Origin of the sequence: Sphingobium sp. 3R8 (genome assembly GCF_020166615.1) — a bacterium.
GTDB classification, from domain to species: domain Bacteria; phylum Pseudomonadota; class Alphaproteobacteria; order Sphingomonadales; family Sphingomonadaceae; genus Sphingobium; species Sphingobium bisphenolicum.
In genome coordinates this window covers 161,117-181,848 of sequence record NZ_JAIQXR010000003.1, presented here as the reverse complement: position 1 = coordinate 181,848, position 20,732 = coordinate 161,117, and the positions used below count along the sequence as shown (strand labels likewise).

At 65.4% G+C, this 20,732-nt stretch carries 14 protein-coding genes; 7 read left to right on the top strand and 7 right to left on the bottom strand.

Going from position 1 to position 20,732, the window contains the following annotated elements; translation table 11 throughout:
- Positions 1–9 precede the first annotated feature (9 nt).
- Positions 10–1,455 carry a glucuronate isomerase gene (gene uxaC, locus K9B33_RS04265; RefSeq protein WP_224546933.1) on the bottom strand — a complete coding sequence of 482 codons (1,446 nt, stop codon included), beginning with the start codon at positions 1,453–1,455 and terminating at the stop codon, positions 10–12.
- Between the two features lie 55 nt (positions 1,456–1,510).
- Here uxaC and K9B33_RS04260 point away from each other — a divergent pair, with 55 nt between their 5' ends.
- Both K9B33_RS04260 and K9B33_RS04255 read left to right on the top strand, forming a co-directional pair.
- On the top strand, positions 1,511–3,037 hold the full coding sequence (locus K9B33_RS04260) for a UxaA family hydrolase (protein ID WP_224547094.1): 1,527 nt from the start codon (positions 1,511–1,513) through the stop codon (positions 3,035–3,037).
- Between the two features lie 20 nt (positions 3,038–3,057).
- Positions 3,058–4,533, top strand: a complete 1,476-nt coding sequence (locus tag K9B33_RS04255; RefSeq protein ID WP_224546932.1) for a mannitol dehydrogenase family protein — start codon at positions 3,058–3,060, stop codon at positions 4,531–4,533.
- 2 nt (positions 4,534–4,535) lie between these two features.
- Here the strand turns inward: K9B33_RS04255 and K9B33_RS04250 are convergent, their stop codons facing one another.
- Both K9B33_RS04250 and katG read right to left on the bottom strand, forming a co-directional pair.
- Positions 4,536–5,234, bottom strand: a complete 699-nt coding sequence (locus K9B33_RS04250) for a pirin family protein (RefSeq protein WP_224546931.1) — start codon at positions 5,232–5,234, stop codon at positions 4,536–4,538.
- 174 nt (positions 5,235–5,408) lie between these two features.
- Entirely contained in the window at positions 5,409–7,613 is a 2,205-nt protein-coding gene (katG, locus tag K9B33_RS04245; protein ID WP_224546930.1) for a catalase/peroxidase HPI, read from the bottom strand.
- A 184-nt stretch (positions 7,614–7,797) separates the two neighbouring features.
- Here katG and K9B33_RS04240 point away from each other — a divergent pair, with 184 nt between their 5' ends.
- Positions 7,798–8,670, top strand: coding sequence for a Ku protein (locus K9B33_RS04240; RefSeq protein WP_224546929.1), 873 nt, complete (start codon positions 7,798–7,800; stop codon positions 8,668–8,670).
- Positions 8,671–8,673: 3 nt separating this feature from the next.
- Positions 8,674–11,175, top strand: coding sequence for a DNA ligase D (gene ligD, locus K9B33_RS04235; protein WP_224546928.1), 2,502 nt, complete (start codon positions 8,674–8,676; stop codon positions 11,173–11,175).
- Between the two features lie 3 nt (positions 11,176–11,178).
- Here ligD and K9B33_RS04230 read toward each other — a convergent pair whose 3' ends face one another.
- On the bottom strand, positions 11,179–11,826 hold the full coding sequence (locus K9B33_RS04230) for a TetR/AcrR family transcriptional regulator (protein WP_224546927.1): 648 nt from the start codon (positions 11,824–11,826) through the stop codon (positions 11,179–11,181).
- Positions 11,827–11,912: 86 nt separating this feature from the next.
- Here K9B33_RS04230 and K9B33_RS04225 point away from each other — a divergent pair, with 86 nt between their 5' ends.
- The 3 genes from K9B33_RS04225 to K9B33_RS04215 are packed head-to-tail and all read left to right on the top strand — an operon-like array spanning position 11,913 to position 15,017.
- Positions 11,913–13,037: an acyl-CoA dehydrogenase family protein gene (locus K9B33_RS04225; RefSeq protein ID WP_224546926.1), complete on the top strand. Its 1,125-nt coding sequence runs from the start codon at positions 11,913–11,915 to the stop codon at positions 13,035–13,037.
- 20 nt (positions 13,038–13,057) lie between these two features.
- Positions 13,058–14,242, top strand: a complete 1,185-nt coding sequence (locus tag K9B33_RS04220) for an acetyl-CoA C-acyltransferase (RefSeq protein ID WP_224546924.1) — start codon at positions 13,058–13,060, stop codon at positions 14,240–14,242.
- 13 nt (positions 14,243–14,255) lie between these two features.
- Complete coding sequence (locus tag K9B33_RS04215) at positions 14,256–15,017, top strand: SDR family NAD(P)-dependent oxidoreductase (RefSeq protein ID WP_224546922.1); 762 nt, start codon at positions 14,256–14,258, stop codon at positions 15,015–15,017.
- A gap of 111 nt (positions 15,018–15,128) precedes the next feature.
- Here the strand turns inward: K9B33_RS04215 and K9B33_RS04210 are convergent, their stop codons facing one another.
- The 3 genes from K9B33_RS04210 to K9B33_RS04200 are packed head-to-tail and all read right to left on the bottom strand — an operon-like array spanning position 15,129 to position 20,663.
- A complete protein-coding gene (locus K9B33_RS04210) occupies positions 15,129–17,198 on the bottom strand; it encodes a glycoside hydrolase family 97 protein (RefSeq protein WP_224546920.1) in 2,070 nt (689 codons plus the stop codon).
- A gap of 11 nt (positions 17,199–17,209) precedes the next feature.
- On the bottom strand, positions 17,210–18,817 hold the full coding sequence (locus K9B33_RS04205; RefSeq protein ID WP_224546919.1) for an alpha-amylase family glycosyl hydrolase: 1,608 nt from the start codon (positions 18,815–18,817) through the stop codon (positions 17,210–17,212).
- 16 nt (positions 18,818–18,833) lie between these two features.
- Positions 18,834–20,663: an alpha-amylase family glycosyl hydrolase gene (locus K9B33_RS04200; protein WP_224546918.1), complete on the bottom strand. Its 1,830-nt coding sequence runs from the start codon at positions 20,661–20,663 to the stop codon at positions 18,834–18,836.
- Positions 20,664–20,732 lie beyond the last annotated feature (69 nt).

Here is a 20,732-nt window from a genome sequence, read left to right as displayed (position 1 = left end):
CCCTGACAATCATGCCGCGCTGGCCAATGGTCGCGGCGGCGCTTCGGGCAGGCGATAGGCCTTGCGTACCAGATTATAGGTCAGGTCCACCGCCAGTTCCTGCGCCTCCCAATCGCGCAGCCGCCCTTCGGCGACCAGCCGCGCGAGAAAGGCGCAATCGACCCGTCGCGCGACATCGTGCCGCGCCGGGATCGACAGGAAGGCGCGGGTATCGTCGTTGAATCCGACCATATTGTAGAAGCCCGCCGTCTCCGTCGTCATCTCGCGGAAACGCATCATGCCTTCCGGGCTGTCATGGAACCACCAGGCCGGCCCCAGCTTCAGGCAAGGATAATGGCCCGCCAGCGGCGCCAGTTCGCGGGCATAGGTGCTTTCGTCCAGGGTGAAGAGGATGATCGACAGCGCGGCTTCATTGCCGAAGCGGTCGAGCAGCGGCTTCAATCCTCCCACATAATCGGTGCGCGCCGGGATGTCCGCGCCCTTGTCGCGGCCATAGACGCGGTGCAGCCACGCATTATGGTTGCGGCAGGCGCCCGGATGGATTTGCATCACCAGCCCGTCATCCAGACTGAGCCGCGCCATTTCGGTCAGCATCTGGGCGCGGAACAGTTCGGCATCCTGCGCGGTCCAGTCCTTGCCGACGATGCGGTCGAACAGGGCGGCGGCGTCCGCATCGGACAGGTTCGCGGTCCGCGCGCTCTGATGGCCATGGTCGGTGGAGGTCGCGCCCATGGCGATGAAATCCTGCCGCCGCCGCGCATGGGCGCGTAGATAGCCGCGCCATGTCAGCACATCCTCGCCGGTCAGCTCGGCGAAGGCGGCCAGGCTGGCGTGGAAATCCTCATGTTCCGGATCGACCACAGCGTCGGGGCGATAGGCGGTCACGACCTGCCCGTCCCAGCCCGACTCGCGGATCGCCCGATGATGGTCCAGCCGCTCATGCGCGCCTTCGGTGGTGGCGAGCAACTCGATATGGAAGCGGTCGAACAGCGCACGCGGGCGAAAGGCCGGGGTGGCGAGCAGTTCGCCGATCCGGTCATAATAATGATCGGCGGTCGCTTCGGACAGAATCGTGTCGAAACCGAAAACCTCGGCAAAGACATGGTCGAGCCACATCCGGGAAGGCGTGCCGCGGAACAGATGCTGGTTGCGCGCAAAGATACGCCAGGCCGCGCGCGGATCGGCGTCGCCCGGCACGCCATGGGCCGGCACGCCCAGATCCTCCAGCTTCACCCCCTGGCTGTAGAGCATTCGGTAGAGATAATGGTCCGGCGCCAGCAGCAGCGCGGTCGCATTATCCCATGCATCGTTGGTCGCGAACCAGGCGGGATCGGTATGGCCATGCGGGCTGACGATCGGCAGCGCGGCGACACTGTCATAGAGCGAACGAGCGATCGCGCGCGTGCCGGGGTCCGCCGGGAAGAGGCGGTTCGGATCGAGCGAAAGATGGGTCATGACAGCATCTCCTTGGGACTTGTGCCAGCGTTGGCACAAATGCTATCACGGTGCAATGGAGACGATCGCACCTACCCTTGATCCGCCTGTCGACACCCTGCCCGATGCCGTCCGCATCGCCCCGCAGGATGATGTCGCCATCGCGCTGCGCGCGTTGGACGCAGGCGAAACGATCGCCGTAGCGGGACAGGTCGTCACCCTGATCGACTCGGTCGGCCGGGGGCACAAATTCGCCCTGCGCCCGATCGCGGCGGGCGAACCGGTCCGCCGCTATGGCTGGCCTGTCGGCAGCGCGACTCAGGCGATTGCGGCGGGGAACCACGTCCACAGCCATAATCTACGCACCAATTTGAAGGTCGAGGAGCCGTACAGCTTCGTTCCTCTGTCCACGGGCGACTGGGCGCCTTCCGAGACGCGCTGGCGATTCGACGGCTATCGCCGTGCCGATGGCAGCGTTGGCACCCGCAACGAGATATGGGTCATCCCTACCGTCGGCTGCGTCGCGCGTACCGCGGAACGGATCGCCAAACAGGCGGGAGATCGCCATGCCGGGCGGGTCGACGCCGTACTGGCCTTCCCGCATCCGCTGGGTTGTTCGCAGCTCGGCGACGATCTGGACGGCACGGCGCGGCTGCTGGCCGCGCTGGCGTCCAATCCCAATGCCGGGGGCGTGCTGCTGATCGGCCTGGGCTGCGAAGAGAACCAGCTTGCGGCGCTGCTGGAGCGCATTCCGTCCGAACGGCGCGACCGCGTCCGCAGCGTCAGCGCGCAGATCAGTGCCGACGAATATGCGGCGGCGGAAAGCGCGATCGATGCACTGGTGGCCATCGCGGCGCAGGACCGGCGCGAAACCGTGGATATCGGCGCGCTGCGCCTCGGCCTCAAATGCGGTGGCTCCGATGGGCTGAGCGGCATTACCGCCAACCCGCTGATCGGCCGCGCCGCCGATGTCGTCACGGCGGCGGGCGGGCAGGCGATCCTGACCGAGATACCGGAGATTTTCGGCGCGGAACGCCTGTTGATGCAGCGCGCAGCGGACGAGCCGGTGTTCGATGCACTGGTGGCGCTGGTCAACCGCTTCAAACGCTATTTCATCGACCATGGCGAGCCGATCTCCGAAAATCCCAGCCCCGGCAATGTCGCGGGCGGCATCACCACGCTGGAGGAAAAATCGCTGGGCGCGGTGCAGAAGGGCGGCCATGCGACCGTCACCGACGTGCTGGCCTATGGCGAAACCTTGCGCCGTCCGGGCCTGACCTTGCTGGAGGCGCCGGGCAATGACGCGGTATCGACCACCGCGCTGGCGGCGGCCGGGGCGACGATGACGCTCTTTTCCACCGGGCGCGGCACGCCACTGGGCAGCCCGATCCCGACGCTGAAACTCGCTACCAACCACGATCTCGCCCGGCGCAAGCCCGGCTGGATCGATTTCGACGCGGCGCAGGTGCTCGATGATGGCCTGGATGCCACGACCGATGTCCTGATGGCGCGCATCTGCGCCATCGCGTCGGGCGAACCTGCGCGTAACGAACTAAACGACGAACGCGACATCGCTATCTGGAAGCGCGGCGTCACCCTCTGACCTAATTTCAGGATCATGCCATGACCCGCCTATCGTCCGGCACGTTGGCCGCTGTGCCCGATATCATCGTCCGCCCCGCTTATGACCGCGCGCAGGTGAAAGCCGGCGTCGTCCATCTGGGCATCGGCGCCTTCCACCGCGCGCATCAGGCGGTGATGTTCGACGATGTGCTGGGCGCGGGCGACCTGCGCTGGGGCATCCGCGCGGTATCGCTTCGCTCGCCGGGCGTGCGCGACCAGATGGCGCCGCAGGACGGCCTCTATCATCTGCTGGTGCGCGACGGCGCCGATGTCGCAACGCGCCTGATCGGTGCCGTGCTGGATGTCTCGGTCGCGCGCGAAGACCCCGCGGCCGTGGTTGCGATGCTGGCCGCTGCTGACACCCATATCGTGACGCTGACCGTGACCGAGAAGGGCTATAAGCTCGATCCCGCAACTGGCGCGCTGCTGGCGGACGATGCCGATCTGGCGGCCGATCTCGCCAGCCTCGCCGCGCCGGTCACTGCGCCGGGTTTCCTGGTGGCGGCGCTGGCGCAGCGAAGGGCCAGGGGATTGGGGCCCTTCACCGCCATTTCCTGCGACAATCTGCCGCGCAACGGCCACAGGCTGCGCGGCGCGGTGATCGCCCTGGCGCAGCGGCACGATCCCGCTCTGGCGGACTGGATCGCGACGGAGTGCGCTTTCCCCGAAACCATGGTCGACCGCATCGTCCCCGCCACGACGGCGGAGGATATCGCCGCCTTCGCCCGCGATTGCGGCTTGGTCGACCAGGCGCTGGTCAAGACAGAGCCCTTCACCCAATGGGTGATCGAGGACAAGTTTTGCGGCCCGCGCCCCGATTTCGGCGCGCGGGTCCAGATCACCACGGCGGTCGCGCCATGGGAGGAAGCGAAGCTGCGTTTGCTCAACGGCGCGCATAGCGCGATCGCCTATCTGGGCGGCCTGGCGGGGATCGCCCATGTCCATGAAGCGCTCGAACAGCCGGCGATGCGCGCCTATGTCGAGCGGCTGTGGGACGAAGCCGAAACCACGTTGTCGCCGCCGGCTGAACTGGATGTCTCCGCCTATCGCCGCGACCTGATGGCGCGCTTCGACAATGGGGATTTGATGCATCGCACCCGGCAGATCGCGATGGACGGGTCGCAGAAACTCCCCCAGCGGCTGCTGGCGACGATCGCGGACCGCCGCGCGGTGGGGCAGGGGGTCGGCGCTCTGGCGCTGGGCGTCGCCGCCTGGATCAGATGGCAGGCTGGGGTGAACGATCTGGGCCAGCCCCATGTCGTGGACGATCCGCTTGCCGACCGGATCGCAGCGTTGTTGGCCGGGCAGGGCGACGCGGCAGGCCGGGTGCGTGCGATGCTGTCGCTCGACGCCGTGATGCCCCCGGCGCTGCGGAGGGATGCCGTGTTCGCCGACCTGCTGACCGCGCATCTGTCGAGTCTCGAAGACAAGGGCGCCATGGCCACCGTCATGGCCATGGCGCCCCTGCCGGCCTGATATCAGGCGGCGTCGACCAGCACGATCTCGCTATCCTCGATCGCGGTCACGCGGATGACGGCCAGGTCGCTGATCGCCGCGCCGTCGCGGGCGTTGACCCGCTGCCCGTCAATCTCGATCGCACCGGTCGCCGGGACCAGATAGGCCTTGCGGTCGGCGCCGATCGGATAGTCGGCGCTTTCGCCGGCCTTCAGCGTCGCGGCGACCACCCGCGCATCGGTGCGGATCGGCAGCGCGTCGTCGTCATTGTCGTAGCCTGACGCCAGCGTCACGAACTGGCCGGACCGTTCGCCCTTGGGAAAAGGGCGGGCGCCCCAACTGGGCGCGTCGCCCTGGCGGGTCGGGACGATCCAGATCTGGAAGATCGTCGTCGTCACATCTTCGCGATTATATTCCGAATGGCGGATGCCGGTGCCCGCGCTCATCACCTGGACGTCACCGGCCTCGGTGCGGCCCTTGTTGCCCAGGCTGTCCTCATGGGTGATCGCGCCTTCGCGGACATAGGTGATGATTTCCATGTCGCGATGCGGATGCGGCGGGAAGCCGGTGTGGGGCTGGATCGTGTCATCGTTCCAGACGCGCAGATTGCCCCAGTGCATCCGGGCGGGATCATGATAGCCGGCGAAGGAAAAATGATGCTTGGCGTTCAGCCACCCATGATTGTCGCCGCCGAGGCTGTCGAAGGGGCGTAGTTCGATCATTGTCTGTCTCCTCATGGGGCGGAGGTCGCCGGGATGGCGTCGCCCTGTTGAAGACCTGTCTAGCGCTTGCCGGCTTTCCTGTTCAGGCAGATAAAATCAATCAAAATGTTCGATAAAATGGAACAGTTCGCAGCGCCGTAAAAGCGCTGCGAACTGTCCAACTCCCTGTCTCAATCAGGCCTTCAGATCGAACCGGTCTGCATTCATCACCTTGGTCCAGGCGGCCACAAAGTCCTTCACGAACTTGTCGCCCGCGTCGGAGGAGGCATAGACTTCAGCCAGGGCGCGTAGCTGAGAATTGGCGCCGAAGGCCAGGTCGGTGCGCGTCGCCGTCCATTTCTCGACGTTGTTGGCGCGGTCGGTCCCGACGAACGTCTCGTCGCTGGTATCGTCCACTTGTTTCCAGGCGGTGCCCATATCGAGCAGGTTGACGAAATAGTCGTTCGTCAGTTGCCCGACGCGGTCGGTCAGGACGCCATGTTTCGACCCGCCATGATTAGCGCCCAGCACGCGCAGCCCGCCGACCAGCACGGTCATCTCCGGCGCCGACAGGCCCAGCAGTTGCGCCCGGTCGACCAGCAGCTCCTCCGTCGGCACATTATAGCGCGTCTGGAGATAGTTGCGGAAGCCGTCCGCCTTGGGCTCCAGCACGTCGAAGCCGTCGGCATCGGTCTGCTCGGCGCTCGCATCGGTACGACCGGGCGTGAAGGGAACGGTCAACTCATGCCCCGCCGCCTTCGCCGCCTGCTCGATACCGATGCTGCCGCCCAGCACGATCAGGTCGGCGACCGACGCGCCGCTATCGCTGGCGATGCCTTCATAGACCGCCAGCACTCGCGCCAATGCGGCCGGTTCGTTGACCTCCCAGTCCTTCTGCGGAGCCAGGCGCAGCCGACCGCCATTGGCGCCGCCACGATGGTCCGACCGGCGATAGGTGACGGCGGAGGCCCAGGCGGTCTTGACCAGATCCTGCACCGATAGGCCGGAAGCGGCGATCTTCGCCTTGAGCGCGGCGACATCCGCTTCGCCCAGCGCCGGTCCGGTGGCGGCGGGAATCGGGTCTTGCCAGATCAGGTCTTCGGCCGGGACTTCGGGGCCGAGATAGCGAGCCTTCGGCCCCATGTCGCGATGGCACAGCTTGAACCAGGCGCGGGCGAAGGCGTCGGCGAAATAGGCGGGGTCCGCCCGGAATTTCTCCATCACCGCGCGATAGGCCGGGTCCATCTTCATCGCCATGTCGGCGGTGGTCATCATCGTGGGCACCTTGACGCCGGGCGTATGCGCCTTGGGCGCCAGCGTCTCTTCCGGATTGCCGACCGGCTGCCATTGCTTGGCGCCCGCCGGGCTGCGCACCAGCTCATAGTCATGGTCCAGCAGCATGTCGAAATAGGTCATGTCCCATGTGATCGGCGTCGGCGTCCACGCGCCTTCGATTCCGCTGGTGATGGTATGGTCGCCCATGCCGCTTTCATGCCCACTCTGCCAGCCCAGCCCCTGCTGCGCGATGTCCGCGCCTTCGGGTTCCGCGCCGACCAGCGACGCGTCGCCTGCGCCATGCGCCTTGCCGAACGTATGGCCCCCGGCGGTCAGCGCCGCAGTTTCTTCATCATTCATGCCCATCCGCGCAAAGGTTTCGCGAATGTCGCGGCCCGATTGAAGCGCGTCGGGATTGCCGCCCGGTCCTTCGGGATTGACGTAGATCAGGCCCATCTGCATCGCAGCCAGCGGGCTTTCCAGCACCATCTCCTTGTCGGGCTGGATGCGCGTTTCGTTACCGTCCTGGCCTACCCATTGTTCCTCGGTGCCCCAGTAGATGTCCTTCTCGGGCTCGAACACATCGGCGCGACCGCCGCCGAAGCCGAAGACGGGGCCGCCCATCGATTCGATCGCGACATTGCCGGCCAGGATCATCAGGTCGGCCCAGCTTAGCTTCTGGCCATATTTCTGCTTGATCGGCCACAGCAACCGGCGCGCCTTGTCCAGATTGCCATTGTCCGGCCAGCTATTGAGCGGGGCGAAACGCTGCGACCCGGAGGACGCGCCGCCGCGCCCGTCGCCGGTCCGATAGGTGCCGGCGCTATGCCAGGCCATGCGGATGAAGAAGGGGCCATAATGGCCATAATCGGCCGGCCACCAGGGCTGACTGTCCGTCATCAGCGCGGTCAGGTCCGCCTTGACCGCATCATAGTCGAGCGACTTGAACGCCGCGGCATAATCGAAATCATGGCCCAGAGGATCGCCTGACAGGCCGTTCTGCTGGAGGATTTCGAGCGATAGCTGGTTGGGCCACCAGTCGCGATTGGTGCGGCCGAGCAAAGTGCGCCGCGCCGCGGGCTCCTTCATCGGGCAGCCTAGCGGATCAGAGGTTTTGGCATCCATGTCTTCTCTCCTGCTTCAAGTCCCTGCGGCATTTTGTAGGAGCATAGCCCAGTCGAACAAAGCCGGGAATATCGCTCTGTCTGATCGATAATATCAGTGGAAGGCGGGGTGATGACGCCGATCGCCACAGCGTCTTAAGGAACTTCCGCCTCGACCGGGCGCTGATGCGGACGGAGGTGGTCACATGGCAGCACGCGCATATTGGCAGGGCCAGATCCGGCTCGCCCTGGTGTCGATCCCGGTCGAAATCTACCCCGCCACCCGGTCCGGCGCGGCGATCAGCTTTCGCCAGATTCATGAGCCGTCCGGCAAGCCGATCAGCTATGAGAAGGTGGTGCAGGGCGTGGGGCCGGTGGACCGGGACGAAATTTTCAAGGGCTTCGAAATCTCCAAGGGCAATTATGTCCTGCTGGAAGAGGACGAGATCGAGGCGGTCAAGATCGAGAGCCGCAAGACGCTGGAGCTGGTCCAGTTCGTCGAATCCGACGCGATCGACGTCCTCTATTATGAAAAACCCTATTTCGTCGTCCCGGCCGACGATCTGGCCGAAGAAGCCTATGCGGTGCTGCGCGACGCGCTGCGCCAGACCAAGAAGGTGGGGCTGGGCCAATTGTCGGTGCGCGGACGCGAACAGCTTGTCTCCTTGAAGCCCTGCGGACGCGGTCTCGTGCTCGAAGTCTTGCGCTATGCCGACGAGGTGACGCGCGCCCAGACCTATTTCCGCAACCTGCCCGATGACAAGGCCGACGCCGACCTGCTCGACCTCGCCACCACCATCATCGAAAAGAAGACCGCGCCGTTCAAGCCGGAGGAGTTTCACGACCGCTATGTCGATGCGCTCCAGCGGCTGATCGAGAAAAAGAAGAAGGCCAAGGGCAAGCGCGTCATCGAGGATGTCGAGGAACCGGCCAGTGCAAAGGGCGGCAATGTCATCGATCTGATGGCCGCGCTCAAGAAATCGGTCGGGGACGGCGGCAAGGCGGCGCCCGCGAAAAAAGCGCCGGCGAAAGCGGCCGCGAGCAAGAGCCGCACGACCGCGAAGCGCAAAAGCGCCTGACCCATGGCTCGCAATCCGCTCGACGCCTACAACGCCAAGCGGGACTTCGCCCGCACTCGCGAGCCGAAGGGCGAAATGGCCAGCACGGGCGGCAACAGCTTCGTCGTGCAGAAACATGATGCGACCCGGCTGCACTGGGACTTCCGGCTGGAGATTGACGGGGTGCTCAAAAGCTGGGCCGTGACCAAGGGGCCGAGCATCGACCCGGCGGACAAGCGCCTGGCGGTGCGGACCGAGGATCATCCGTTAAGCTATGGCGATTTCGAGGGATTGATACCCGAAGGCGAATATGGCGGCGGCACGGTGATGCTATGGGATCGCGGCACCTGGCAGCCGGTGGAAGGGAAGAGCGCCAAGGATCTGGAAAAAGGCCATTTGCACTTCACCCTGGATGGCGAGCGGATGAAGGGCGAGTGGCTGCTCGTCCGCATGAAAGGGCGTCCAAAGGAAAAGCGCGAAAACTGGCTGCTCCGCAAGATCGATGATGCGGATGCCGGCGAAGGCGACCAACTGGTCGAACGGGCGTTGACCAGCGTGCTGACCGGACGTTCGATGGCGGAGATCGCGGCGGACAAGGCGGGCGCCCAGTCGCTCGCCGGGGTCAAGGGCAAGGTCTTTGCCGGCAAGATGCAGGCGGCGCGCGATCATAATGCAAAAGTTGTGACCAAGCCGCGCAAGACCGCAGCCAAGCCGCCCGCCTTCGCCAGGCCCCAGCTCGCAACCCTTGTGGATGATGTGCCGGCGGGCAATGACTGGCTGCACGAGATCAAATTTGACGGCTATCGCGCGCTGGTCGCGGTGGCGGGGGAGCAGGTGCGCATCTTCACCCGCAACGCGCTCGACTGGACCGCCAAGTTCCAGCCGCTTGTGAAGGCGATCGCGGCGCTGGACCTTCCCCCCGCCCTGATCGACGGGGAGATCGTCGCCTTGGGATCAGACGGCAATCCCAGCTTCTCCGCGCTCCAGTCTGTGCTCAAGCGCGGCCATGGCGCGCAGCGGGACGATACGCCCTTTCATTTCTTCGCCTTCGACCTGCTTGCGCTGGAGGGGCAGGACATGAAGGCGCTGCCGCAGATCGAGCGGAAGGAACGGCTGGAAGCCCTGTTGAAAGCGGCGAAGCCACCCGTCCAGGTTGCCGACCATGTGATCGGCGCGGGAGAAGCCTTATATCGCTCCCTCTGTGACGCCGGACAGGAAGGGATCATCTCCAAGCGCATCGACGCGCCCTATCGCGGCGACCGCACGCGTAACTGGGTGAAGGTGAAATGCACCCGCCGGCAGGAGTTCGTTATCATCGGCCGCAGCGCCAGCACTGCGCGCGGGCGCCCCTTCGCCTCGCTGCTGCTGGCGCAGCATGAGGGCAAGGCGCTTGTTTATAAGGGGAAGGTCGGCACCGGCTTCGACGCGGACCTGATGGCCATGCTCGACAAGGCGATGACCCCGCTGGAAACGGACAAGGCGCCGGTCGACGTGCCGCGGACCGAAACGCGCGGCGCGACCTGGCTGAAACCCAGGCTGGTCGCCGAAATCGCCTTTGCCGAATTTACCGCCGACGGTCGGGTGCGCCATGCCAGCTTCCTCGGCCTGCGTAGCGACAAGCCGGCGAAGGCGGTCACACCCGAAAAGCCCGCCGCAGCGCCCAAAGCGGCTCCCGCTGTCCGCATCACCAACCCCGACCGCGTCATCTTCCCCGAAAGCGACCAGACCAAGGGCGAACTGGCGGATTATTATGTCACGGTCGCGCCGCTGATGCTGCCCTTCGCCGCGCACCGGCCGATCAGCCTGGTCCGCTGTCCGCAAGGGCGGGCGAAGAAATGCTTCTTCCAGAAACATGACAGCGGCGCTTTCGGCCAGGCGGTGCGGCAGGTGCCGATCCGCGAGAAGGACGGTGGCAGCGAGGATTATATCTATGTCGAGGATGCCGAAGGGCTGCTCGCCTGCGTTCAAATGGGCACGATCGAATTTCACGGCTGGGCCAGCCGCACCGATGCGGTGGAGCGGCCCGACCGGATGATCTTCGACCTCGATCCCGATGAGGGTATGGATTTCGATCGGGTGAAAGGCGCGGCGCAGGACATTCGCGCACGTTTGTCCGATATCGGCCTCGTCTCCTTCGCCATGCTGTCGGGGGGCAAGGGCGTGCATGTCGTGGTGCCGCTGACGCCGGGCCATGATTGGGAGACGCACAAGGATTTCGCGTCTCGCTTCGCCCAGGCGCTGAGTGCGGCCGAGCCGGATCGCTTCGTCGCGACCATGAGCAAGGCCAGGCGCAAGGACAAGATCTTCATCGACTGGCTGCGTAACCAGCGCGGCAGCACCGCCGTGCTGCCCTATTCGGCCCGCGCCCGCGCTGGCGCGCCGGTGGCGATCCCGATCGACTGGGACGAGCTGGACGGAATGAAGGACGCGCATCCTTTTTCGATCGGCGACGCGGCGAGGCTGGTCGAACGCGCGGCCAGCCTCAAGGGCTGGGGCTTCGCTGCGCAGGCATTGCCCGACATCTGATCCTCAGCGGCGCGGGGTGAGGCCGCCCAGCGCGATATCGACCAGCTTCTCCGCGACCTCTTCCGGGCTGAGCGGCCCATCGGGATCATGCCAGCGCGCCGGCCAGTTGAGCGCACCCGCCAGCGCGAAGGAGGCAAAGCGGACATCGACCGGCGCGATTGACCCATCGGCGACTCCCTCTGCGATCAGCCCCCGCACCGCATCGTCAATCTCCCGCTTGCGCGCGCGAAAGCGGATGGCGCTGTCCATCGACAGCACCTCCTCATTGGTGCGGATCACGCAGCGGCCGAAATCGTCCATATTGATGCAGGCATAACGCAGCAGGAAGGCGCGTAGCCGGTCATGGCCGCTCCCCGGCGCGCCGGCCGCCGCATCCGCGGCCTCGCGCAGCATCGACAGGCCGCGATTGACGCATTCGACCAGCACCTGCTCCTTATTGCCCAGATAATGATAGATGGTCGGCTTGCTGACGCCCAGGCTCGCCGCGACATCGTCCAGCGACGTGGCGTGATAGCCCCGCGCATTGAACATCCGCACTGCCGCCAGCAGCACGGCTTCGCGCTTTTCCGCCCGGTCATGCTCGCGTTCCGCCTTGCTGCGGAAGGGGGAAGGAACGGCGGCGGCTGAAACGGGAACGGCAGATTTGGGCAACAGCATCTCCTTGCAAGCCGGGAGCATTGACAAGAAACTGCCGGACAATCAATATACCCATGAGTATAGAAAATACGAGTGAGTTTATGCTGACCGAGATTCAGGCCGCCATCCGCGACACGGTGCGCGACTTCGCGCAGGAGACGATCCGCCCCCACAGCGCCCGCTTCGAATCGGAAGGCGGCTATCCGCCCGAACTGTTCCGGGAGATGGCGGGCTTGGGCCTGTGGGGCATGACGGCGCCCGAAGCCTTTGGCGGGGCGGAAGCCGACGCCGTATCCTATGCGCTGGCGCTGATGGAGATCGCGGCGGCCGACGGCGCGCTCTCCACCATCGTTTCGATCCAGAATTCGATCCTTGTGTCCGGCCTGCTCAAGGACGGCAGCGATGCGCAGAAGGCGCGCTTCCTGCCGGACCTGATCGGCGGGCGCATGATCGGCGCCTTCGCGCTGACCGAAGCCGATGCAGGGTCCGACGCCTCGGCGGTGCGCACCCGCGCGACCAAGGTGGACGGCGGCTGGCGCATCACCGGCTCCAAGCAGTTCATCACATCGGGCAAGATCGCCGGCCTGGTCATGATCGTCGCAGTGACCGATCCCGACGCCGGCAAGAAGGGCCTGTCGGTCTTCCTCGTGCCGACCGACCGGCCCGGCTATGGCGTGGACAAGGTCGAGCATAAGCTGGGGCAGGGCGCGTCGGACACCTGCGCGCTGCGTTTCGACGACATGTTCGTCGAGGATGAGCTGCTGATCGGCCGGCCCGGACAGGGCTATCGCATCGCGCTCGCCAATCTGGAGACGGGCCGCATCGGCATCGCCGCCCAATGTGTCGGTATGGCGCAGGCCGCGCTGGAGATCGCGGTCGCCTATGCCAAGGATCGCAAGAGCTTCGGCAAGGCGATCATCGATCATCAGGCGGTGGGCTTCCGCCTCGCCGACCTTGCCACCCGGCTGGAGGCGGCGCGGCAACTCGTCCTGCATGCCGCACGGACCAAGGATGCGGGCCTGCCCTGTCTTGCCGAAGCATCCATGGCCAAGCTGTTCGCGTCCGAAGCGGCCGAGGCGATCGTGTCCGGTGCGCTGCAGACTCTGGGCGGCTATGGCTATCTGGAGGAATATGGCGTCGCCAAAATATACCGGGATGTCCGCGTCTGCCAGATTTACGAAGGTACGTCGGATATCCAGCGCATGGTCATCGCGCGCAGTCTTTAAGGTCAGGATGGAGAGTGAACATGCAGGATGATCCTGTCGTAATCGCCAGCTATGCCCGCACGCCGATGGGCGGGTTCCAGGGCGCACTGTCGTCGGTCAAGGCCACCGATCTGGGCGCGGCGGCGGTCAGGGCCGCGGTCGAGCGCGCGGGCGTGGCGGCCGATGCCGTGGACCGCATCTATATGGGCTGCGTCCTGCCGGCTGGCCTGGGCCAGGCGCCTGCGCGACAGGCGGCGCTGGGCGCGGGTCTTGGCCTCAATACGGAGGCTACGACCGTCAACAAGATGTGCGGTTCGGGCATGCAGGCCGCGATCATGGCGCATGAAGCGCTCAGCTGCGGCGCGGCCGATATCGTGATCGCGGGCGGTATGGAAAGCATGACCAATGCGCCCTACGCCCTGCCCAAGCATCGCGGCGGTGCGCGCATCGGCCATGACCGCATCATCGATACGATGATGATGGATGGCCTGGAGGACGCCTATGAACCCGGCAAGGCGATGGGCGTCTTCGCCGAGGAAGCGGTGCGCGACTATCAGTTCACGCGCGAGGATCAGGACGCCTATGCCATCCGCTCGCTCGAACGCGCCAATGCCGCGATCGGCAGCGGCGCCTTCGCGCGTGAGATCACGCCGGTGATGGTCAAGGGCCGGGGCGGCGACACGATCGTCGATACCGACGAGCAGCCGGGCAAGGCCAAGCCCGACAAGATCCCGTCGCTCAAGCCCGCTTTCGTCAAGGACGGCACCATCACTGCGGCCAATGCCTCGTCCATTTCAGACGGCGCGGCGGCGCTGGTCATGACTCGCGCCAGCGTGGCGGCAAGGCTGGGCCTCAAGACGGTGGCGAAGGTCATCGCGACCGCCGGCCATGCGCATGAGCCGTCCAAATTCACCACCGCGCCGGTGCCCGCGATGCGCAAGGCGCTGGAAAAGGCCGGATGGTCTGTCGCGGACGTCGATCTGTTCGAGGTCAACGAAGCCTTTGCCGTGGTCGCCATGATCGCCGCGAAGGAACTGGGCATCCCGGACGACCGGATCAACGTGAATGGCGGCGCGACCGCGCTCGGTCATCCGATCGGCGCATCGGGCGCGCGCATCCTGGCGACTTTGATTGCCGCGCTGGAGACGCGCGGCCTGAAGCGTGGTGTGGCCAGCCTGTGCATTGGCGGTGGTGAAGCCACGGCGATGGCCGTCGAATTAATCTGAAGGGGACAGCGAGATGGACATCAAAGGCGTAGCGGCGATCGTGACCGGCGGCGCGTCGGGGCTGGGCAAGGCAACAGCGACGATGCTGGCGCAGCAGGGGGCGAAGGTCGCGATCTTCGACCTGAATGAGGACGCCGGTCGGGCGACGGCGGAGGCGCTGGGAGGTGTCTATGTCGCTGTCAACGTGGCCGACGACGCCAGCGTCTCGGCGGGTCTGGACGCGGCCGAAGCGGCGCATGGCGTCGCCCGTATCCTGGTCAATTGCGCCGGCATCGCGCCTGCTGTGAAGACCGTGGGCAAGGAGAATGTGCCACATCCGCTCGATACCTTCGCCAAGACGGTGACGGTCAACCTGATCGGCAGCTTCAACGTCATTTCCAAATTTGCAGCCCGGCTTGCGGCGGCGGAAGAGGTGGACGGCGAACGCGGCGTCATCGTCAACACCGCCTCGGTCGCGGCCTATGACGGGCAGATCGGTCAGGCCGCCTATAGCGCGTCCAAGGGTGGCGTCGTCGGCATGACCCTGCCGATCGCCCGCGATCTGGCCCAGCACAAGATCCGCGTGATGACGATTGCGCCCGGCATCTTCCTGACGCCGATGCTGGAAGCCTTTCCGCAAAATGTGCAGGATGCATTGGGCGCGCAGGTCCCGCACCCCAGCCGTCTGGGAAAACCCGCCGAATATGCGCAGCTTGTGGAAAGCATCGTCCGCAATCCGATGCTGAACGGTGAAGTGATCCGCCTCGACGGTGCGATCCGTATGGCGCCGCGCTAGGAAAAAAGCCCCCGGCCCGGCGTGCAGTCCGGTCCGGGGGCGGGGGAGACCGGCCTCCAAGGCCGGATTCGGAAGGCCCTTGCCCTCCGTTCGCGTCACGCGGACGGAGGGTTATTTTTTGGCCGCTACCAGTCGCATCGCCGCGCCGCCGCCCGGCGCCAGCCACAGGTCGTAGCGGTCGCCCTTGCGGAACGTCCGCGTCTCATAGGCGATCCTGTGGCGGGCGTCGCTAAGATAGGTCGCGCCCTCGCCATCCTTGTAGATGGTGGCGTTGTAGGTCTTGCCCGGTTCCAGATAGTCGAAGTTCAACGTCACCGTCCGCGCGGTCGCGTCGTTGACGCCGCCGACATACCAATTCTCGCTGTTGCGATCCTTGCGCGCGAACATGGCATAATCGCCCACTTCGCCCGCGATCAGGTGGCTTTCGCTCCAGTCGGCCGGCACCTTGGCAATGAAGTCCAGCTCGCTGGGATATTTGGCGAGGGTCTCGACAAAGTCCGCCGCCATCTGGATCGGCGAATAGAGGGCGAGATAGAGGCCGAGCTGCTTGGCCAATGTGGATGCCAGCGGGGCATGGTCCGCGCCCTCCAGGCTCAGCACACCCGGCGTGAAGTCCATCGGGCCGGACAGCATTCGGGTGTAGACCAAGGTCGGCTCATGATCCGGGCCGTTGGCGAAGGCGCCCCAGGCATTATATTCCATGCCGCGCGCGCCTTCGCGCCCGACCCAATTGGGGTAGGTGCGGCGCAGGCCGGTGTCCTTGATCGGCTCATGCGCGTTGACCGCGACATGATATCTGGCGGCCGTCTCCACGACGCGCAGATGATGCTGGGCCATGCGCTGGCCGTCATGATATTCCATATGCGTTTCGCCAGGCTTGTCCCCCGGCGCGATGATGCCGCCCGCGTCGGCGACATAGCCGGTCTTGACGACATCGACGCCAAGACCGCCATAAAGCTTCATCGCGTCGTCCAACTGCGCTTCATAATTGGCGATATTGCCGCCGGTTTCGTGATGCCCGATCAAGTGGACGCCCTTCTTCTTCGCATAGGCGGCAAGGCCCGGCAGGTCGAAATCGGGGGTCGATTGCGTGTAGCTGAAATCGTCGCCATGGCCGAACCAGTCGCCATTCCAGCCCTTGTCCCAGCCTTCGACCAGCACGCCGCGGAAGCCATGTTTGGCGGCGAAATCGATATATTGCTTCGTGCGGGTGGTGGTGGCGCCATGTTTCGGCCCTTCGGCCCAGCTCCAGTCGCCCCGGATCATGCCCCACCAGATGCCGATATATTTGGCGGGTTGGAACCAGCTGACGTCGCCCAGCTTGTTGGGTTCGTTGAGGTTGAGTTCCAGATCATTTTCGACCAGCCCCGCCGCGTCGTCGGCGATGCGGATGGTTCGCCAGGGCGTGTTGAATGGCAGGTCGCGGATCACCCGCGCGCCCTGCGACGAGGGCGACAGCGTCGTGCGGAAGGTCTGGCCAGACGCGCGCTTCAGCCAATAGGCCGCATAATCGACCAGCGCGGCTTCGTGGAAGCTGAGATGCGTGCCGTCGTCCAGCCGCATGGTGATCGGCGTATGGGCGGTCGACACGGCGTCGATCGGTGTCTTCTGATAGACCTGTTCGTACCGGTTCCATTCGCCGCCCGGAATCCACCAAGCCGTGCCCTTGGGCGCGATGTCGAACTCGGTCGTCTCGTCGGCGATCTTCATGCGGCTCAGATTGGGCTGCTCCGGCAGTTCGTAGCGGAAGCCGACACCGTCATCGAACAGGCGGAAATGCACGTTCATCAGGCGCGCGCCCTGCACGTCCGACTGGCGGAAGCGGACCGTCACTTCATTATAGCGGTCGGTGACGAAGCGGCGCTCACCCCAGGGCTGTTCCCAGCGGTCGTTGCCCTGCCCCTTGTCCGACCCGGTGATCGAGAAGCCCCGCACCATGTTGAGGCCGTCGGTCAGGATGAAGCCCAGCTTCGACGGCGCGATCAGGAGCTTGCCCTTGCGCGAGAGCGACCAGGTCGGGCGGCTGTCATTGTCGGTCGAGACGGTGAGAACGATCGAGCCATCGGGCGATGCGGCGGTGACGGCGGTCCGGACTTCCTGCGCGAAGGCCGGAGTCAAAGCCGGAGTCGTCAGGACGAACGGAAGGGCCAGCGCGTAGGCGCGCAGCGTCGTGTTCAGCATGGGGCTTCTCCTTATTCTTCGATCATCAGCGCGCCGAAGGGCGGCAGGGCGCCAGGCGTGGCGCCATTGACGGCGCACAGCAGCTTGTTGGTCGGTGCGATCTCTTCGGGCCAAGCCGCCGGTTCGGCCGACAGGTTGAACAGGCAGAGCAGGGACTGGCCATCCGCCGCACGACGGAACAGCAGCCGCTGCTCGTCGGCGATCACGATCTCCAGACTGCCATGGCGCAGCGCGGGGTTCGCTTTGCGCAGCGCCAGCATGGCGCGGGTGTGGTTGAGCAGCGAATGGGCGTCCGCCTCTTGCGCGTCCACCGCGCGCGGGAGATTCTCGTCCCCCACCGGCAACCAGGATTCGGCATCGCTAAAACCAGCCTGCGGCGCTTCCGCCGACCAGGGCAGCGGCGTGCGGGCGCCGTCGCGTGACAGGGTCAGCGGCCAGTTGGCGATGGCTTCGGGGTCTTGCAGCCGCTCGAACGGTATATCGACCTGGGTGATGCCCAGTTCCTCGCCCTGATAGAGGATGGCATTGCCACGCAGCGCGACCAGCAGCATCGCCTTCAGCCGGCCGAAGGCAGGGCGATCGTCGGGCGTGCACCATCGGGACAGGGCGCGCGGCGCGTCATGATTTTCGAACGCCCAGCTCGGCCATCCCATGCCCGGCTCGTCGGGCCAGCGATCGACCGTTTCGGCGACCAGCGCGGGCGTTAGCGCGTCGGCATAGAGGAAGTTGAAGCCATAGGCGCTGTTGAGGTGGGTTTCGCCCGCCGTATAGGCCTTCATCTCCGTCTCGGACAGGTCGCCGCCCACCTCCGCCACGGTGAAGATCGCGCCATATTCGTCGCAGAGCGTGCGGATGCGTTCGATGAAATCGACGACGCCGGGATGCGATTGACTGTAACGTTTGATCTGGAAATCGAAGGATCGGGTCCGCGGCTTGCCCGTATCGGGCGCGGCCGGATTGTCGCGCAGCAGCGGGTCGTGCATCGAATGGTTGAGCGCGTCGAGCCGGAAGCCGTCCACCCCGCGGTCGAGCCAGAAACGCATCGCGTCGAGCAGCGCATCCTGCACTGCCGGGTTGTGGAGGTTGAGCTGCGGCTGGCTGCTCAGAAACTGGTGCATATAATATTGGCCACGCCGCCCGTCCCAGGTCCAGGCCGGGCCGCCGAAGACCGACTGCCAGTTGTTGGGCGGGGTGCCGTCTTCCCTGGGGTCGACCCAAACGAACCAGTCAGCCTTGCCGCCCGTCCGGCCGGCCCGGCTCTGCGCGAACCAGTCGTGCAGATCGGACGTATGGGCGTAGACCTGATCGATCGTGACCTTGAGGCCAAGGTCATGGGCGCGGGCGACCAGCGCGTCGAAGTCGGCGAGCGTGCCGAAAATCGGATCGACATCGCAATAATCGGCGATGTCATAGCCGAAATCGCGCATGGGCGAGGTGAAAAAGGGGGATATCCAGATGGCGTCCACGCCCAGTTTCGCGACATGCGCCAGGCGCGCGGTGATGCCATTGAGGTCGCCGACGCCGTCGCCATTGCTGTCCTGGAAGCTGCGCGGATAGATTTGGTAGATCACCGCCCCCTTCCACCAGGGCTGATCGGTCGATGTCGTCGCTAGCGTCATGAAGGCGTTCCGGCGGTTAGGGGTGAGCGGCGCAGACGGCATAGCCGAAGGCGGGGAGGGAGAGGGCAAGGCTGCCCGGCGCCTGGGCGGCGGCCGGGCAGGCGCCGGCCAGCGACGTGAAGCCGCCGCTGGCCGGATCGACCGCGATATGGCCCGACAGCGGCGCGGCCGATGTGTTGAAGGCGACCACTATCTCGCGGCCCGTATCGGGATCGATGCGGGACACGGCGAAAATGCCGGGCTTGTCCGAACTGGCGCGCAGCAGAGTCGCGCCGCGCGACAGGGCCGGCGTGTCGCGGCGGATCTTCGCCAGGTGCGCGATGGCGCGATAGAGCGGGTGATCCGTGCGAAAATTGTCCGTCGCCGTGGTCGATGCCGTGCCGACCAGCCTGTCCGCATTATATTCCGCGACATGCGAGGCGAACATGTCCTGCCGCGCCTGCTGGTCGTTGCCGGTGCCGGCAAAGCCCTGTTCGTCGCCATAATAGAGGGTCGGCACGCCGCGCAGCGTCAGCAGCATCGCATGGCCCAATATGTCACGGGCCAGTTCCTCTTCCGCGCTCATGCCGGGATTGGCCTGACGCAGGAAGAAGGCGAAGCGGCCGGCATCATGGTTGCCGAGGAAGGTCGGCAATTGCAGCGCCGCCGACTTGCCGCCTTCATAGAGTGCATCATCCTCGCCGAGACGGCCGAGCATGTCGGTGCCGGTCTTGCCACTGGCGGCATCGACCGCGGCGCGCATGAAGGCGAAGTCGAGCACGGCGGGGAAGGCGGCGTTGCGGGTCCAGCTTGCCAGCAAGGCAGGGTCGTAAGCGTCGGTGGCGACTTCGCCGAAGACATGGAAGTTGGGAATGCCTTTCGCCGCCGCATACGCGCGGATGGCGGGGATGAAGGCGCGCCAGAATTCCGCATTCACATGACGCGCCGTATCGATGCGATAGCCGTCGATGCCAAACCGGTCGATCCAGCCCCTGTAGATGGCGATGAATCCTTCGACCACGCGCGGGTCTTCGGTGGCGAGATCATCAAGGCCGACGAAATCGCCATATTGGGAACTCTCGCCCTTCCAGTCGGTGTCGCCGCGATTATGATAATAGATGGGGTCGTTGAGCCAGGCGGGGACTTTGACCCTCGCCTCGCCTGTCGGCACGACCGGCGTATAGGCGAAGGCGGGATCGGTCAGTTTCGCCCAATTGGCCGGGCTGCCGTCGCGGTCGCCGGCGAACCCTGGATTGATCGACTGGCCTGCCGCGCCGCCCCGGTGCGACCAGGGATAATCGGCCTTGCTGCGATAGGGGGCCGCGCTGGCGGGGCTTTCCTTATACTGGATCACATCGGCCGTATGGTTGGCGATAATGTCCATATAGACTTTCATGCCGCGCGCGTGGGCGGCATCGACCAGCGTCCTGAAGTCCTTGTCCGTGCCCAAATGCGGATCGACGGTGGTGAAGTCCGTCACCCAATAGCCATGATAGCCCGCGCTTTCCTGCCCATTGGCGCCCTGCACCGGCTTGTTCTTGAAGATCGGCGCCAGCCAGATCGCGGTCGCGCCAAGGCCCTGAATATAGTCGAGCTTGGCCGTCAGCCCCTTGAGGTCGCCGCCATGATAGAAGGCCCGCGAGGTCGGGTCGTAGCCGGTCTGGAGCGGACCACCCTTCAGGCCGCCGGTGTCGTTCTTCGGGTCGCCATTGGCGAAGCGATCCGGCAGGACGAAATAGACGATCTCCTGTTCCGGCGTGCGCGCCCGCAGCGCGCTGAGCGTGTCGGCGAACGCCAGCGGCGCGCCCAGGAGAGCCGCGCCGATCCCGGCGGCTGTCACGAACAATTTCGTGGCCGTTCGACCCATCACGGGCACCCCTTTGTTTGAACCTTGGAAAAAGGCCCGGCGACGATAAGGCCGCCGGGCCACTCTACA